Annotated in this window: 16 protein-coding genes; 6 read left to right on the forward strand and 10 right to left on the reverse strand. The window is 64.5% G+C overall.

Features of this window, described 5'->3' with window-relative positions; all coding sequences use genetic code 11:
- The first annotated feature begins 45 nt into the window (after window positions 1-45).
- Complete coding sequence (locus D6B98_RS15035; RefSeq protein ID WP_126257753.1) at window positions 46-972, forward strand: dihydrodipicolinate synthase family protein; 927 nt, start codon at window positions 46-48, stop codon at window positions 970-972.
- Between the two features lie 217 nt (window positions 973-1,189).
- Here D6B98_RS15035 and D6B98_RS15040 read toward each other — a convergent pair whose 3' ends face one another.
- From D6B98_RS15040 to D6B98_RS15055, 4 genes are read right to left on the reverse strand one after another with little or no spacing between them, the layout of a single operon-like run.
- A complete protein-coding gene (locus D6B98_RS15040; protein WP_126257754.1) occupies window positions 1,190-2,101 on the reverse strand; it encodes a hydroxymethylglutaryl-CoA lyase in 912 nt (303 codons plus the stop codon).
- A gap of 1 nt (window position 2,102) precedes the next feature.
- Window positions 2,103-4,106, reverse strand: a complete 2,004-nt coding sequence (locus D6B98_RS15045) for an acetyl/propionyl/methylcrotonyl-CoA carboxylase subunit alpha (RefSeq protein WP_164718614.1) — start codon at window positions 4,104-4,106, stop codon at window positions 2,103-2,105.
- Window positions 4,107-4,110: 4 nt separating this feature from the next.
- Window positions 4,111-5,715, reverse strand: coding sequence for a carboxyl transferase domain-containing protein (locus tag D6B98_RS15050; RefSeq protein ID WP_126257756.1), 1,605 nt, complete (start codon window positions 5,713-5,715; stop codon window positions 4,111-4,113).
- A gap of 24 nt (window positions 5,716-5,739) precedes the next feature.
- Window positions 5,740-6,912: an isovaleryl-CoA dehydrogenase gene (locus D6B98_RS15055; RefSeq protein WP_164718615.1), complete on the reverse strand. Its 1,173-nt coding sequence runs from the start codon at window positions 6,910-6,912 to the stop codon at window positions 5,740-5,742.
- 101 nt (window positions 6,913-7,013) lie between these two features.
- Between D6B98_RS15055 and D6B98_RS15060 the strand changes: the two genes are divergently transcribed.
- Complete coding sequence (locus D6B98_RS15060) at window positions 7,014-8,042, forward strand: AraC family transcriptional regulator (RefSeq protein ID WP_126257757.1); 1,029 nt, start codon at window positions 7,014-7,016, stop codon at window positions 8,040-8,042.
- Here D6B98_RS15060 and D6B98_RS15065 read toward each other — a convergent pair.
- From D6B98_RS15065 to D6B98_RS15080, 4 genes are all read right to left on the reverse strand, one after another.
- The gene (locus D6B98_RS15065) at window positions 8,039-8,527 is read right to left on the reverse strand and encodes an Lrp/AsnC family transcriptional regulator (protein WP_126257758.1); all 489 of its coding nucleotides are present in this window, start codon (window positions 8,525-8,527) and stop codon (window positions 8,039-8,041) included. The two genes, D6B98_RS15060 and D6B98_RS15065, sit on opposite strands and share 4 nt — an antisense overlap.
- 129 nt (window positions 8,528-8,656) lie before the next feature.
- Window positions 8,657-9,517 carry a DMT family transporter gene (locus tag D6B98_RS15070; RefSeq protein ID WP_126257759.1) on the reverse strand — a complete coding sequence of 287 codons (861 nt, stop codon included), beginning with the start codon at window positions 9,515-9,517 and terminating at the stop codon, window positions 8,657-8,659.
- A gap of 71 nt (window positions 9,518-9,588) precedes the next feature.
- Window positions 9,589-10,125, reverse strand: coding sequence for a TetR/AcrR family transcriptional regulator (locus D6B98_RS15075; RefSeq protein ID WP_235884778.1), 537 nt, complete (start codon window positions 10,123-10,125; stop codon window positions 9,589-9,591).
- A gap of 311 nt (window positions 10,126-10,436) precedes the next feature.
- Window positions 10,437-10,742: an ETC complex I subunit gene (locus D6B98_RS15080; RefSeq protein ID WP_126257761.1), complete on the reverse strand. Its 306-nt coding sequence runs from the start codon at window positions 10,740-10,742 to the stop codon at window positions 10,437-10,439.
- A gap of 253 nt (window positions 10,743-10,995) precedes the next feature.
- Between D6B98_RS15080 and D6B98_RS15085 the strand changes: the two genes are divergently transcribed.
- Together D6B98_RS15085 and D6B98_RS15090 are read left to right on the forward strand one after the other, a co-directional pair.
- On the forward strand, window positions 10,996-12,162 hold the full coding sequence (locus D6B98_RS15085) for an OpgC domain-containing protein (protein WP_126257762.1): 1,167 nt from the start codon (window positions 10,996-10,998) through the stop codon (window positions 12,160-12,162).
- Window positions 12,163-12,312: 150 nt separating this feature from the next.
- Entirely contained in the window at window positions 12,313-12,747 is a 435-nt protein-coding gene (locus D6B98_RS15090) for a translational machinery protein (protein WP_245481380.1), read from the forward strand.
- Between the two features lie 84 nt (window positions 12,748-12,831).
- Here D6B98_RS15090 and D6B98_RS15095 read toward each other — a convergent pair whose 3' ends face one another.
- A complete protein-coding gene (locus D6B98_RS15095; protein ID WP_126257763.1) occupies window positions 12,832-13,026 on the reverse strand; it encodes a hypothetical protein in 195 nt (64 codons plus the stop codon).
- Window positions 13,027-13,363: 337 nt separating this feature from the next.
- On the opposite strand from D6B98_RS15095, the gene D6B98_RS39870 reads away from it, so the two are divergent.
- The gene (locus D6B98_RS39870) at window positions 13,364-13,513 is read left to right on the forward strand and encodes a hypothetical protein (protein WP_164718616.1); all 150 of its coding nucleotides are present in this window, start codon (window positions 13,364-13,366) and stop codon (window positions 13,511-13,513) included.
- A gap of 171 nt (window positions 13,514-13,684) precedes the next feature.
- Here D6B98_RS39870 and D6B98_RS15100 read toward each other — a convergent pair whose 3' ends face one another.
- Window positions 13,685-14,068 carry a hypothetical protein gene (locus D6B98_RS15100; protein ID WP_126257764.1) on the reverse strand — a complete coding sequence of 128 codons (384 nt, stop codon included), beginning with the start codon at window positions 14,066-14,068 and terminating at the stop codon, window positions 13,685-13,687.
- 438 nt (window positions 14,069-14,506) lie between these two features.
- On the opposite strand from D6B98_RS15100, the gene D6B98_RS15105 reads away from it, so the two are divergent.
- Entirely contained in the window at window positions 14,507-15,886 is a 1,380-nt protein-coding gene (locus tag D6B98_RS15105) for a tyrosine-type recombinase/integrase (RefSeq protein ID WP_126257765.1), read from the forward strand.
- The last annotated feature ends 145 nt before the right edge of the window (window positions 15,887-16,031 follow it).

The raw sequence follows: 16,031 nt of genomic DNA on the forward strand, positions 1-16,031 counted from the left end.
GCGGATCGAACGATCCGCCGGCACAATTCCAATCGGAGCCAAGCAATGAGCCCACGCATCTCCTGGGAAGGCGTCTTCCCGGCCGTCACCACGCAGTTCAACGCCGATCTGTCGCTCAATATCGACGCGACCGCCAAGGTCATGGACGGGCTGATCCGCGACGGCGTCTCCGGCCTGATCGTCTGCGGTTCGGTCGGTGAGAACACCTCGCTCGAGCGCAAGGAAAAGATCGCGATCATGGAAGCGGCGAAGTCGGTCGCGAATGGCCGGGTGCCGGTGCTGTGCGGCATCGCCGAATTCACCACGGCCTTTGCGGTCGAGACCGCGAAAGAAGCCGCACGCATCGGCATCGACGGCGTGATGGTGATGCCGGCGCTGGTCTATTCGTCCAAGCCGCACGAGACCGCCGCGCATTTCCGCGCCGTCGCCAGCGCCACCGATCTGCCGGTCATGCTCTACAACAATCCGCCGATCTACAAGAACGACGTCACCCCGGACATCCTGGCCTCGCTCGCCGATGTCGAGACCGTGGTCTGCTTCAAGGACTCCTCCGGCGACACGCGGCGCTTCATCGACACCCGCAATATGGTCGGTGACCGCTTCGTGCTGTTCGCGGGCCTCGACGACGTCATCGTCGAGAGCGTCGCCATGGGCGCCGTGGGCTGGGTCTCGGGCATGTCGAACGCCTTCCCGCGCGAAGGCGAGACGCTGTTCCGGCTCGCCAAGGCCGGCCGCTTCGCCGAGGCGATGCCGCTCTACGAATGGTTCATGCCGCTCTTGCATCTCGACGCCCGGCCGGACCTCGTCCAGTGCATCAAGTTGTGCGAGCACATCATGGGCCGCGGCACCGCGCTGACGCGCCCGCCGCGTCTCGCGCTGCTGCCGCATGAGAAGGCCGAGGTCGAGGCCATGATGGCCAAAGCGCTGAAGAACCGGCCGCGCCTGCCCGATGTCGGGCTCAAGGCGGCCTGAGCGCAGATCTCGTAGGGTGGGCAAAGCGAAAGCGTGCCCACCATCTGGCTCGATCATGGAGAGATGGTGGGCACGGCGCTACGCGCCTTTGCCCACCCTACAAGAGCGACGATAGCTCTCTCAGCCGTCATTGCGAGGAGCACTTGCGACGAAGCAATCCAGAGTATTTCCGCGGAGGGATCCTGGATTGCTTCGCTACGCTCGCAATGACGGAGAACTACGAAGCTGCCCGCTTCCTCTTCGCGTTCAGCGCGGACGCTACGCGGCTCACGGGCGGCTTGTCCAGCACGCCGCTCATCGCGTTGGTGGCTGCGAGCAGCTTGTCCATATCGACGCCGGTCCTGATCCCCATGCCCTCGAGCATGTAGACGACGTCCTCGGTCGCGACGTTTCCGGTCGCACCCGGCGCATAGGGGCAGCCGCCGAGGCCGCCGGCGGCGCTGTCGATGACGCGGACGCCCTCCTCCATCCCTGCATAGAGATTGGCGAGCGCCTGGCCGTAGGTGTCGTGGAAATGCATCGCGAGCCTGGCGGGAGGGATGCTGGCGCTGACCGCGCGCAGCATCTCCTTGGCCCGGGTTGGCGTGCCGACGCCGATGGTGTCGCCGAGCGAGATCTCGTAGCAGCCGAGCTCCCACAACGTGCTCGCGAGATCGGCGACGGCCTTGGGCTTGATCTCACCGTCAAACGGGCAGCCGAGCACGCAGGAGATATAGCCGCGCACCTTCACGCCATCGGCCTTGGCGCGCGCCAGCACCGGCTTGAAGCGCTCGATGGACTCCGCGACCGTGCAATTGATGTTGGCGCGCGAAAAGCCCTCCGAGGCTGCCGCAAACACCGAGACGACCTTGGCGCCGGCGGCACGCGCGGCGTCATAGCCCTTCTCGTTCGGGACCAGCACTTGGAATTCAGCGCCGGTCAGGTGGGCAACGCCGCGCAGCACGGCGTCCGAGCTTGCCATCTGCGGGATCGCCTTGGGCGAGACGAAGGCGCCGACTTCGACCGTATCGAGGCCGGCCGCGACCAGCGCCTCGATGAAAGCAATGCGGGCCTCGACGCTGACGGGCGTCTTCTCGTTCTGGAGCCCGTCGCGCGGCCCCATTTCGATGATGCGGACGGGATCGCTCATGTCACTCTCCGGAAGGCTCGACCACGGCGAGCTCGACGCCCTCCTGGACGATGTCGCCGACCTTGCACCTGATCGCCTTCAACACGCCGGCAAAGGGGGCGCGCAGCGTCTGCTCCATCTTCATGACCTCGAGGGTGAGGATCGGCGCGCCCTTCTCGAGCTTCGCCCCCTCCTCGGCGAGCACGGCGACGACCGTGCCCGGCAGCGGCGCCGCGATCTTGTCCTCGCCGGCCTGCTCCTCGCTCTCGCCGCCGAACGGATCGACCCAGTGGAGGTCGAACCGGCCGTTACGCGTGCGCAAGTAAAGCTCATGGCCGTCGATCACGGCCGCGACGGACGATTTGACGCCGTCGAGCGTCAAGTCGAAGCCGCCTTCCTTCGCCGTGGTCGTGAACGCCAGCTCGCGCTCGCCGATCATGAGCGTCGAGGGGCCACTCCCGTAATTCAGCGTGATCCTCTGCTCCGGCCCGTGCCCGACACGGAAGGCAAAGCAGCGCTGGCGGCGGCCGACCGGCTGCCAGCCGAAGGTCTGCCAGGGCGAACTCGCCTGCGCACCTGCGGCCTGTCGCTCGTCATTGAGGATCGCAGCCACCGCGGCGCAAAGCTCGAGCTCGCCGGGTGCCGGCGCAGCCTGTGTCAGAACCGCCAGCTCGCGCTCGATGAAGCCGGTGTCGATCGCATTGGTCCGTACCTTCGGATGCGTCATCAGCGCCGACAGGAACGGGATGTTCGTCACGATGCCGCGGACGTCGGACTCTTCCAGTCCCCGATTGAGCCGCTCGACCGCGACATCCCGCGTCGGCGCCCATGCGATCATTTTGGCGAGCATGGCGTCGTAATACGGCGAGACCGCATCACCTTCGCGATAGCCGGCGTCGATTCGCAAGCCTCCGGCTTCCGCTGGCAACCGCCAGGTCGAGATCCTGCCGACCGACGGCATGAAATTCCTGGTTGGGTTCTCCGCATAGACGCGCGCCTCGACGGCGTGGCCGTTGAGCTTGATCTCGTCCTGCTTGAGCGGCAGCGCCTCGCCGAAGGCGACGCGGAGCTGCCACTCGACGAGATCGATCCCGGTGATCAGCTCGGTCACGGGATGCTCGACCTGCAGGCGCGTGTTCATCTCGATAAAGAACACGTCCTTGCCGTCGGACACGAATTCGATGGTGCCGGCGCCGACATAGTTCACCGCGCCGGCCGCTTTTCGCGCGGCGGCGCAGACGGTCTCGCGCTGGGCGGCATTGAGGGCCGGCGACGGCGCCTCCTCGATCACCTTCTGGTGCCGGCGCTGCAGCGTGCATTCGCGCTCGAACAACGACAACAGATTGCCGTGACTGTCGCCGATCACCTGCACTTCGATATGCCGGGGATTGTCGACATATTTTTCGATCAGCATGAGATCGTCACCGAACGCGGCCTTGGCCTCGCGCTTGGCGCTGACGATCGCAGGCGCAAGCTCGCCAGCCGAACGCACGATCCGCATGCCGCGGCCACCGCCGCCGGCGGACGCCTTCACCAGAATGGGGAAGCCGATCTTGTCCGCGGCCTTCGCAAGCGTCGCCTCGTCCTGGGCTTCGCCGTGATAGCCGGGCACCAGCGGCACGCCGGCCTTTTCCATCAGCGCTTTCGAGCCTGATTTCGAGCCCATCGCATTCATCATCTCGGCGGTCGGGCCGACGAAGACCAGCCCTGCGTCGAAGCAGGCCTGCGCGAACTCGGCATTCTCGGACAGGAAGCCGTAGCCGGGGTGCACGGCCTCGGCGCCGGTCTTGCGCGCGGCTTCGATCAGCCGCTCGACATTGAGATAGCTGTCGCGGGCGCGCGCGGGCCCGAGCAGCACGGCTTCATCCGCGAGCGCGACATGCATCGCGTCGCGGTCGGCCTCCGAATAGACCGCGACGGTGCGCAGGCCCATCGTGCGCGCCGTGCGGATGACGCGGCAGGCGATCTCGCCGCGGTTCGCAATCAGGAGCGCGCGAAAACGCCGGTAGAGCTTTGAGCGGTCCATCGCATCACATCCTGAACAGGCCGAATTTCGTCGGCTCGATCGGCGCATTCGACGCCGCCGAGAGGCCGAGCCCGAGCACGAGGCGGGTGTCGGCCGGGTCGATCACGCCATCGTCCCACAGGCGCGCGGTCGCGTAATAGGGGTGCCCCTGGCTCTCATATTGCGCGCGGATGGGCTCGCGGAATTTGTCTTCTTCTTCCTTCGACCAGCTGTCGCCCTTGGCCTCGATGTTGTCGCGGCGGACCTGGCTCAGCACCATCGAGGCCTGCTCCCCGCCCATCACCGAGATGCGCGCGTTCGGCCACATCCAGAGGAAACGCGGCGAGTAGGCGCGGCCGCACATGCCGTAATTGCCGGCGCCGTACGAGCCGCCGATCACCACGGTGAATTTCGGCACCGAGGCGGTCGCCACCGCCGTCACCAGCTTGGCGCCGTCGCGCGCGATGCCGCCGGCCTCGTATTTCTTGCCCACCATGAAGCCGGTGATGTTCTGCAAAAACACCAGCGGAATCCCGCGCTGGCAGCACAGCTCGATGAAATGCGCCCCCTTCAGCGAGCTCTCGCTGAAGAGAATCCCGTTGTTGGCGATGATGCCGACCGGATAGCCCCAGATATGGGCGAAGCCGCACACCAGCGTCGTGCCGTAGAGCTTCTTGAATTCGTCGAACTCGGAACCATCAACCACGCGCGCGATGATGTCGCGCACGTCGAACGGCTTGCGGCCGTCGACGGGCACCACGCCGTAAATCTCCTCCGCGGGGAACAGCGGATCGCGCGGCTTGTGCATGTTGAGATTCGGCCGCACCGGCGGTTTCAGCGTGCCGACGATGCGGCGCGCGATCCCGATCGCATGGGCATCGTTCTGAGCATAGTGGTCGGTGACGCCCGACTGGCGCGAATGCACGTCGGCGCCGCCGAGTTCCTCGGCGCTGACCACCTCGCCGGTCGCAGCCTTCACCAGCGGCGGGCCGCCGAGGAAGATGGTGCCTTGATTGCGCACGATGATGCTCTCGTCCGACATCGCCGGAACATAGGCGCCGCCGGCGGTGCAGGAGCCCATCACGATCGCGATCTGGGGTATGCCCTGCGAGGACATCTGCGCCTGATTGTAGAAGATGCGGCCGAAGTGCCGCTCGTCGGGGAAGATCTCGTCCTGCAGCGGCAGGAAGGCGCCGCCGGAATCGACCATGTAGACGCAAGGAAGATTGTTCTGCCGCGCGATGTCCTGCGCACGCAGATGCTTCTTCACGGTCATGGGATAATATGTGCCGCCCTTGATGGTGGCGTCGTTGGCGACGATGACGCATTCGCGACCCGCGACGCGCCCCACCCCGGTGACGACGCTCGCCGAATGCACATCCCCGCCGTAGAGACCGTAGGCAGCGAGCGGCGACAGCTCCAGGAACGAGGTGCCGGGATCGACCAGCAGGTCGACGCGCTGGCGCGCCAGCATCTTGCCGCGCGCGGTGTGGCGGTTGCGCGAGACCTCGCCGCCGCCCCCGGCGACCTGGCTGAGCTTTTCACGCAAGTCGGCAACGAGGGCGCGCATGGACTCGGCATTGCGTGCAAAATCTGACGAAGACGGATCGATGCTGGAATGAAGCGGCATTTTGATTCCAATTGGGTGAAGGTTTTAGGCCGTCTCGGCCATCAGCTCGCGGCCGATCAGCATGCGGCGGACTTCGGACGTCCCCGCGCCGATCTCGTAGAGCTTTGCGTCACGCCAGAGACGCCCCACGGGGAACTCGCTGGTGTAGCCGACGCCGCCGAGCGCCTGGATCGCCTCGCCGGCCATCCACGTCGCCTTCTCCGCCGAATAGAGGATCGCGGCAGCCGCGTCCTTGCGCAAGCTGCGCGCGTGATCGCCGCGGTCGCAAGCGCGCCCCACGGCATAGACATAGGCGCGCGTGGCTTGCCAGGTCGCATACATGTCGGCGAGCTTGCCCTGCATCAGCTGGAAATCGCCGATCGGCTGACCGAACTGCTTGCGCTCGTGCATGTAAGGCACCACCGCGTCCATGCAGGCTGCCATGATGCCGAGCGGACCGCCCGACAGCACCGCGCGCTCATAGTCGAGGCCGGACATCAGCACCTTGACGCCCTCGCCGACCTTGCCCATCACGTTCTCCTCCGGCACCTCGCATTCGTCGAAGAACAAGGGATAGGTGTTGGAGCCACGCATGCCGAGCTTGTCGAGATGCTGGCCGTGGCTGAAGCCTTTGAAACCTTTCTCGACGAGGAAAGCCGTCATGCCGCGCGGGCCGGCCTCCGGATCGGTCTTGGCGTAGACCACCAGCACGTCGGCATCACCGCCATTGGTGATCCACATTTTCGAGCCGTTGAGCACGTAGCGGTCGCCGCGCTTGTCGGCGCGCAGCTTCATCGAGACCACGTCGGAGCCGGCGCCCGGCTCGGACATCGCGAGCGCGCCGACATATTCGCCGGAGATCAGCTTCGGCAGATAGCGCTGGCGCTGCGCGTCGTTGCCGTTGCGGCGGATCTGGTTGACGCAGAGGTTGGAATGGGCGCCATAGGACAGCCCGACGGCGGCCGAGCCGCGCGAAATCTCTTCCATCGCCACGATGTGGGCGAGATAGCCCATGTTGGAGCCGCCATATTGCTCCGGCGCGGTCATGCCGAGCAGGCCGAGGTCGCCGAGGCGCTTCCAGAGGTCCGCCGGAAACAGATTGGCCTTCTCGATCTCGGCGGCGCGGGGGGTGATCTCCGCCTCCACGAAGGCGCGCAGCGTGTCGCGCAGCAGGCTGATGTCTTCGCCCAGGTCGAAATCGATGCTCGGGATGTTCAAGGCGATTCCTCCGTGTTTTGGGCACCGAACCTAGCGGGGTCAGGGCCCTCTTGCGGTCGAAAAGGTTGCATTTTCCGCCAAACTTGGCGAGGATTTTCCTCATGCCCTTTCAAGCCGCAACTGCGGTTCCGCGCCGCGCCGTCACTCCGGCCGCCTTCGTCCGTGGCGTGGTTGCCGCTTATGCCAGATACGGCCGCGATCCGGCGGAGGCGCTAAGCCGGAGTCAGGTCGCGCCAGACCTTGTCAATTCTCCGGACGGGCGGATCACGGCCGCCCAGTTCGAGGCCCTGGCGGGCCATGCCATGCGCGAGCTCGACGACGAGGCGCTCGGCTGGTTCTCGCGGCGGCTGCCCTTCGGCACCTACGGCATGCTGTGCCGCGCCTCGATCACGGCGCCGACGCTGGAGGTCGCGCTCAAGCGCTGGTGCCGGCATCACCGCCTGCTCACCGAGGACGTGCTGCTCGATCTCGAGGTCGGCGAGGAGACCGCGGAGGTCTCGATCCGGGAGCTGCGCGATCTCGGCGCTTTGCGCGAATTCTGCCTGGTCACGCTGCTCCGCTACGTGCTCGGCTTCTCCTGCTGGGCCGTCGATTCCAGGATCGCGCTCCGCGCGGCCGAATTCCCGCACACCGAGCCCGGCCATGTCTCGGTCTATCCGACCATCTTTTGCCGGAACATCCGCTTCGATGCCGATCGCGCCCGCATCGTCTTCGACAAGCATTATCTCTCGCTTCCGCTCACGCGCAGCGCCGTCGATCTCGACAACATGCTCAAGGGCGCGCTCAGGCTGACCGTGCTGCCCTATCGGCGCGACCGGTTGCTGGTCGAGCGTGTCCGCCGCGTGCTGCGCAATGCGCGCGGACGCAGTCTCGGCGCCGAGGACGTCGCGAGCGAGCTTGCGCTGTCCACCCGCACCATGCATCGCCGCCTGCGCGAGGAGGCCACCTCCCTGCGCGACCTCAAGGAAGAGGCGAAATTCGAATTGGCAAAGCAGGAGCTGATGCGGGGCCGCACGCCGATCAAGCGGATCGCGGAGATCGCGGGCTTCCGCAACGAGAAGAGCTTTTCCCGCGCTTTCCGCACCTGGACCGGTGCGAGCCCCCGCGAGTTTCGAGGACGGTATCGCTAAGAGGACGCTGCCGCGACGTCCTGCAACGGCAGCGGCACGTCCTTGGCAACACCCAGCACCGGGAAGCTGCGGACGTTCTTCACGTCGGGCATGGCCGCGAAATGCAGCAGCTGCTGGCGCATGCTCTCGACGCTCGGTGCCACGCATTTCAGGAGATAGTCGGTGTCGCCGGAAATCCGCCAGCACTGCTGGATGCGCGGGATCGCGGCGATCGAACTCTCGAACGCCTCCAGCACCGGCTGCGCCTGGCTGCCGAGCTGGATCGAGACGAACGAGACCACCTCATAGCCGATCCGCCGCTCGTCGAGGACGGCCCGCACCGCCCTGATCACTCCGCGGCTGAACAGCGATTTCAACCGTCGCAGGCAGTTCGGCGCGGACACCCCGACGCGCAGCGCCAGCTCGTTGTTGCGAACCCGCCCGTCCTGTTGCAGCTCGGAGAGTATCCTCAGATCGACGCTGTCGAGCTGGTCACGCCCGGCCATACCCCACCTCGCACGCTCCCGTCATGCCGGCCAGCGAAGCACGCGGCGGAATCGATGCCAAGGGCCGGAAAAGGAATCCTGGCCAATTATGTTGCGCGGCCGATGTCACAGCTGAAACAGGACTGGGATTCAAGTTGGTCGAGCGCTCGGCCTGACTTGTGTCATGGCGACTCCGGAGATTGCGAGCAGTCCGCCGACGATCAACCTTGGGGTCATGCGGTCGCCAAGGAACAACACGCTCGAAATCAAGGCGAACACCGGAAGCAGCAGACCGAAGGGGGCGACACGGTTCATGGAGCAACGGGCGATCAGCCAGAACCAAAGGCCGAACCCGACAATTCCTCCGATGAAAATCGTGTAGGCGAGTGCCAGCCAACCGCGTCTATCCGCCGTGACAAGGCTTGCCATTTGACCATGTTCAATGAGCAGCGACATCAACATGACCTGCGGCACCGTGAGCAGTGACGACCACCCCATCAACATCAACGGATCAAAAGGGCCGTAGCGCTTCGTCAAGACGTTTGACACCGCGAATGCGAAGGCCGCCCCGATCACAAGCAGCAGCGGAAGGATGTTTGCCGATGGGCCGGGCTCCGCGGCCAACACGACCACGCCGACACATGCAAGGACCACTCCGGCGGACGTGGTGACGGACGGCCTCTCCGCGAGCAGCGGCCAGGCCAGCAGGACCGTGAAGGGCGTGGCGAGTTGATATGCGACGGCCGACATGCTTCCCGAGCCGAGCCCAAGGCCAACATAGAACAGCCCGAAGTTCAGGCCGCCAAGGAAGATCGAAATGGCTGCGACCGGGACGACCTGCGCACGTGTGGGCCTCTTGACGAATGGGACAAGCAACAGCGCGATGGCCAGGAAGCGCAGTGCGAGGAAGAATAGCGGCGGAAACTCCGTGACGCCCGCCTTGATCGCCACGAACTGGTAACCCCAGAGCAAGGGAACGGCCACCGCGCAGATGATCTGGATGGCAGACATGGCACTTCTCCTTTAAAGACCGATCAGTCCAGATATTGGCGTGCCAGTAACGGAGCCACGCCATGGATCATTCATTTGATGAAGCGATCGAGAAGAGCCTCGACGGTGGCTTGCGACGTGATCCGTGCCGGCGCCGTCTTGCCGACCACGCGCAGCCCCTCGACGAAACAGACGAGGATTCGGGCCGCACTTGAAGGCTCGACACCATCCGCCAACTTGCCCGCCGCCTTCGCACGGGAAAGTGCATCCGCCACCCTGGCCTCCATGGCTTTGAAAAAGCCCGCGACGCGACGACCAACTTCAGCATCCTGGCCGGCCAATTCCATGGCCGTGGCCACGAGCAGGCATCCGCGCCGGCCATTGGCACCGCTCGTGCGGTCAACATAGCCGGCAAGGTAGGCCCGCAGGCCATCGACCGGCTCGTTGTGGGGATCGAACTCGATATCCATTCGTGTCAGGGCATCGGCGATGTAGCGATCAAGCGCACGCAGGAAGAGCGAGTGCTTGTCACCGAAAGCGGCGTAGAGGCTGCCACGCGACAGCTTCGTCGCACGAAGAAGATCCGGAAGCGCCGTCGCGTGATAGCCGCGCGACCAGAACACGCCCATCGCGCGTTCCACAGCGGCTTCCACGTCGAAACTTCGTGGCCGGCCACGGGGCAATTGCGCTGGGGTTCGGGACCTCATTGCTCATATATAGACCAATCGGTCCTTAAATCGCAAGAGATCCCTCGGGTCGGCAGCAGGTATCGGCTGTCGGGGTGCTATTTCTCTCGAGAATGAGACCGGCCGCATGGTCGGCCGTCAGACCGCGACCAGGCTACTTACCGGAGCTGACGATTTCCCCGCGTCATCGCGAACCGGGATTTCGGCCCTACGGGCCTTTCACGCGTCAGCGAGGGGCGCCTGCGCAGCCCCCCTCAGTGCGTCCAGGGCTCGCCGCGGCGGAACGAGAAATTGTCGGCGTAGGCAACCGGGCGCCGTACCGATTCCTTCGGCTCGATGACCTGGTAGGCGATGCCCTTGCGCTCGCAATAGGCGATCGCCTCCTCCTTGCTGTGGAAGCGCAGCGTGATCTGCTGCTTCATGTCGCCCGACGAGGTCCAGCCCATCAGCGGCTCGACCGCGCGCGGCTGCTCCGGCTCGTAGTCGAGCTGCCATTCCTTGGTCTTGGACCGGCCGGATTGCATCGCGTTCTTGGCGGGCTTGAAAATGCGTGCGGTCATGGGTGGTCCGGCCTCGTTTCGTCTTTCGTTCGATTTCGATGCGTCAGGGTGGCAGTTGGTGCAAACCTCAGGGATAGTATAGAGACACCGGTTGGGAACTGCTTGCTGATTCCGGCCCCCGTGGCCTCTGCGACGGTATAGTCATTATGCTGCACCGTGACAATTGCGTACCCGCCTTCCGCGCCGGGATCCCGCCCGGCGGCAATATCTCCCCGCCCTCAGCCTGTCCGCCCCCTTCGAGAGCTCCCCTCGCATGGCCTTCCTGAACATCAACGCCACGCTCCCCGACAAGGGCCGTGACCTCCGGCTCGACCTGTTTCGCGGCGTCGCGAACTGGGCGATCTTCCTCGACCACATCCCCGACAACGTCGTGAACTGGATCACGACGCGCAATTACGGCTTTTCCGACGCCGCCGATTTGTTCGTCTTCATCTCCGGCTACACCGCCTCCTTCGTCTACGCGCGGATGATGCTGGACCGCGGCTTCATCGTCGGCGCCACCCGGCTCACCAAGCGGGTCTGGCAGCTCTACGTCGCCCACATCATCCTGTTCGTGATCTATATCGCCTCGATCAGCTATCTGGCGCTGCGCTTTGGCGATTCCGAGATGATCAACGAGTTCAACGTCGCCGGTCTCGTCGACAACGCCACCGAGACCCTGCGCCAGGGCCTGTTCCTCCGCTTCAAGCCGCTCAATCTCGACGTGCTGCCGCTCTACATCGTGCTGATGGGCCTGTTTCCGCCGGTACTGTGGTTCATGCTGCGCAAGCCCGATGTGACGATGGTGCTGTCGATCGTGCTGTGGCTGACGGCGCGCCACTTCGGCTGGAATCTGAACGCCTATCCGGCCGGCCAGTGGTACTTCAACCCGTATTGCTGGCAGGTGCTGTTCGTGTTCGGCGCCTGGTGTGCGATGGGCGGCGCGCGGCGCTCGATGACGCTGATCAACGCGCCGATCACGCTCTATCTCTGTCTCGGCTATCTCTTGTTCGCCCTGATCATGACCATGGCGGGCCGCTTCCCCGCATTCGGCGGCATGTTCCCGGAATGGCTGTTCTCGGCCTTCAACCCGAACGACAAGACCAACCTCGCGCCCTACCGCTTCATCCACTTCGTCGTGATCGTGATCCTGGTGATCCGCTTCGTGCCGAAGGAATGGCCGGGGCTCGAATGGAAGGTGTTCGATCCCCTGATCGTCTGCGGCCAGCAATCGCTCGCCGTGTTCTGCGTCGGCGTGTTCCTGTCCTTCGTCGGCCATTTCGAGCTGTCGATGAGCTCGGGCTCGCTGCTGGCGCAGATCTTCGTCAGCGTCGCCGGCATCGCGATCATGACGACGGTGGCCTATTACATCTCGTGGTCGAAGAAACAGGACAAGCCGCTGAAGCCGCCGCCGCCCAAGCCGGCGGCAAGCGCGGCGTAGGCGGCCTGAGCCAGGAACGCCTTGCCGTTCGGGGCGCGCCGTTTGCGGAGCGCGCGGTCACCCTGAAGGCTTGGGCCGATCGATTGACCTGGGTCAACCGGGGGCTGCGCCGGCCGGCATAATGTCGTCACGACACGCGCCGCCGCTCCGATGTCGGCGGCCTCCCCTCGGACAAGGCCAAAGCACATGCCCTCTCATTTTCACGCCGTGGTATGGATCGACCATTCGCAAGCCAGGATCTTCCACCTCGGCCTGAGCGGCTCCGACGAAATCACGCTGCATCCGCACCTGGCGACGCGTCAGCTTCATCACAAGGCCAACGCCGTCGGCAGCGGCCATGCCGCCCCTGACAAGGCGTTCTACACTGACGTGAGCAAAGCCCTCGCCGATGCCGGTGAGATCCTCATCATCGGTCCGGCCAGCGCGAAGACGGAGCTTGCAAGCTACATTCGCACCAACGCTCCCGATATCGCCAAGCGGATTGCCGCGGTGGAAGCGGCCGATCATCCCTCGGACGCCGAAATCATCGCCTATGCGAAACGTCACTTCAAACTGCCGCTGCCGCGCGTGCAGGCACGGGGATAGGCTGAGAGGCGAGCGGCAATCGGGCCGAACGGCCTCAGCACGAACCTTGGGCGGGATGACCGATCATTCCAGGCTCACCGCGCTTCAGGCCGCTTCCTCGCCGTCGAACTCGGTGAATTTCTTGTAGATCCAATCGCGGCCGTCATGGCGGCGCCAGACCTTGCCGTACACGAGCTGCCCATTGATCGAGCGGCGGGGCACGATCACGGTCCAGAGGTGCCAGATCTCGCTCCAGCTCGACTGCGGACCGGCGGTCTTGAGGTTGCGATCGAAGGACATTGGACAGAACTCGTTGGCGCAGAACTCACCTGATGCGCGCGCCGCGACGGGCCGTGATCTTGTGTCGCACGGATGGAAGGCGCTCATCGCGAGCCGGGATCGATCTGATATCAGCCAGACGAACGGGCGCAACAACCGCTCGCCTTTAACCTCACCAATCAACCTTACTTCTTGGGATGAAGCTGTGCGATCGGTTGAATGCCGCAGTCGGCTCTTCTAGAATGCACGTGATTTGAGAGCGAGCGCGGGGCTTACGCGCAGGTGAATTTTTGAGCTGACGTCGAACTTTGAAACAGGTTGGACGTTTGAAGATCATTGACGGGCGGGGGCGACCACGATGAATTTGCAATATGCATGCTTGCGCGTCGTGCTGCGCTCGGCGCAGGCCGCGGAGATGCCTGCCCCGGAGCCGCCGAAAGCCGCCAACGACAACCAGATCATCTGGCCGTTCGTGCCGTTTCCCGCCGGCTGGTACGCCTCGGGCTGACCGGCCGGATCCGACAAGAATTCGGTCTGAAAAGCGCAACGCCGCGCAAGCGGAATATCATCGCTTGGCGGCGTCCGTTTAGACGTTGGGCGCTGAAATCCCCAACACGGATATGTCTACGGCGACGCCGGGAAGGTTCGATGACGCTTTGGTCATTCTGACCGGCCTTCATCAGCCGCCGGTGCCTGATGCCGCCTGGCCATTGGCTTGTAGCTCGCCTTGCGCGGTGTAGGTCTGTCCCGCCTGAGCGCCCTGGCTACCTTGTGCGCTCGCCGAGGTCTGCACCTCGGTGGTGCCGTCGGAATAGGTGATCGTCGTGGTGGTGAGGCCGTTGACGGTGATCGAGACCTCGCTGACGATGGTCTTGGCCGAGCCGCCGCCGCCCGATCCCGCGCTGCCGCCTGCCGATTGCGAGGACGACGATTCCGGCGTCGCTGACGTCGCTGACGTCGAGGATGCCGCCGACGTCGGGGATGCCGTGGCAGCCTGCGTTGTGGCGGTCGATGGGGACGCCGTTACCGCCGCACTGGCCGATGCAATCGCACTGATCGACATGAAGACCTCGCCTGAACGGAATATTGGGCGCCGCCGATTGCGCGCCCTCTCCTTCAACGCGGCGGGCGGGCAAAGCAGGCGCTGAGTCTGCGTCCCCCAGGGCCGGATCGCCCGGAGCCGACGCAAAGGGGCGCACGGCCGGCACATGTTGCGCGGATGGATCCGGCGCCCGGACCATGCTTGGTCGCAGCGGGACGCAGGCGGGGTCAAAATCGCGAGGAAAATGAAAGGGATTCAATCCCGGGACTGGTCGGGGCAGCTGGATTCGAACCAACGACCTGCAGTACCCAAAACATATCAGCTAATCCCTCACCCGCCCTCGGGCGCCATCAAGGGCCCTAAGCCAGCGAGGAAAAACCGCCAGACCATAACCTACCGCTATCCCACGCCTGCTGTGATTGGCGCCGCGGTGCTTCCCCCGTGCTTCCCGGAGGGCAAATGAGCGGTCAAACCATCACAAAGACCTTGGTCGACGGTCTGGAAAAGCAGGCGTCCGAGTACACGGTATGGGACTCCAAGCTACCCGGCTTCGGGGTACGGGTCCGTCCCACCGGCGCCAAGTCGTTCATCATTGTCTATAGAGCGGGAACCGGCCGCACAGCGCCTGTGCGGCGCTATACGGTGGCTGCCGTCGGCAAGCTGGCGCCGGAGGTTGCCCGAACGCAAGCCAAGATCCTGCTCGGGAACATAGCCAACGGCACAGATCCCGCCGCCGAGAAGCGCGCGAATCGGCCAAAGCGGGACCGGCTGACGTTCGATGAGCTCGCCCAGCTCTACTTGGACCAATACGCCAAGGTGCGGAAATCGAGCTGGAAGAATGACGAAGGCTACCTGAAAAAGCCCCGGACGAAATGGAAGCGTCGAATCGCCTCCGAAATCACCGACGACGACGTGGCCGAGCTGCTCGAGGAGATTGGCACCACGGCGCCGGTCGGAGCGAACCGGACGCAATCCATTCTCCACACCCTGTTTTCGTGGGCAAAGGAGCCGGGGCGCAAACATGTGCCAGTCAATCCGGTGGCGGACATGCGCCGGCGATATCAGGAGGCGCCCCGCGAACGCGTGCTGACAGACCAGGAGATCAAAACGCTGTGGTGGGGATTGGAAGATCCGGGGTTGCCAGCCGGCCGCTCGATCGCCCTCGCCCTTCGCTTCATCTTGGCCACCATGCTCCGGCCCGGCCAGTCTGCGGGCCTGCTGATTCCGGAATTGGTGGGGTTAAACGGCGAGGATCCGCAATACCATATCCCGAAACATCGGGTGAAGAAGCGCCGCGAAGTGATTGTCCCGTTGAACGCTTTGGCTGTCGCTTGCGTTCGAGAGGCGATCGCGCGGGACGACCAAGGCGCCGTATTCAGTTCCTGGTCTACGGCTCCCGGTCCAGCCGCCAATGAAGAAGCCAACAACTGCCAGTCGGAGCCGGGGCCGCTCTTGCCTATCACTAGGGATGCCTTATCGGCTGCATTGAACGGTCGGCCGGCAAAAGGTAAGCGCCCAGCGCGCCAGGGCATACGCGAGCATCTCGGCCTGGCGCACTTCACGCCGCACGATCTCAGGCGCACCGCCGCGACGATCGCCCGCCGCGGTGGCTCCAAGCGGGAGGACGTCAAAGCGTTGCTCGACCATCTGGAGGGCGATGTCACCGCGACCTACGACAAATACGACATGCTGCCAGAGAAGCGCCGGGTGGCGATCATCTTGGAAACGGAGCTCCGCAATATCATCGGCGTCAAACCGAGTTTTGGTAGGCCTGAAATCGTCTTTGATCGCGACAACGTCGTCTCTGTCGAGCGGCAGGAAGCGGCTATAGCCAGCTAAATCAAGCAGGCTATAGCGATTCAGGTGGAGGCAAATACAACGGCAGCCGGCCACTGCGTGCTGCCGTTGACTTCCTGACGATCTGCGATAGCATTTTAGTGTTCAAGCCAAGGTGCCGCGCTTCGGGCAGCGCGTTGTTTCTCTC

The organism is Bradyrhizobium sp. LVM 105, assembly GCF_003957705.1.
Taxonomy (GTDB): domain Bacteria; phylum Pseudomonadota; class Alphaproteobacteria; order Rhizobiales; family Xanthobacteraceae; genus Bradyrhizobium; species Bradyrhizobium frederickii.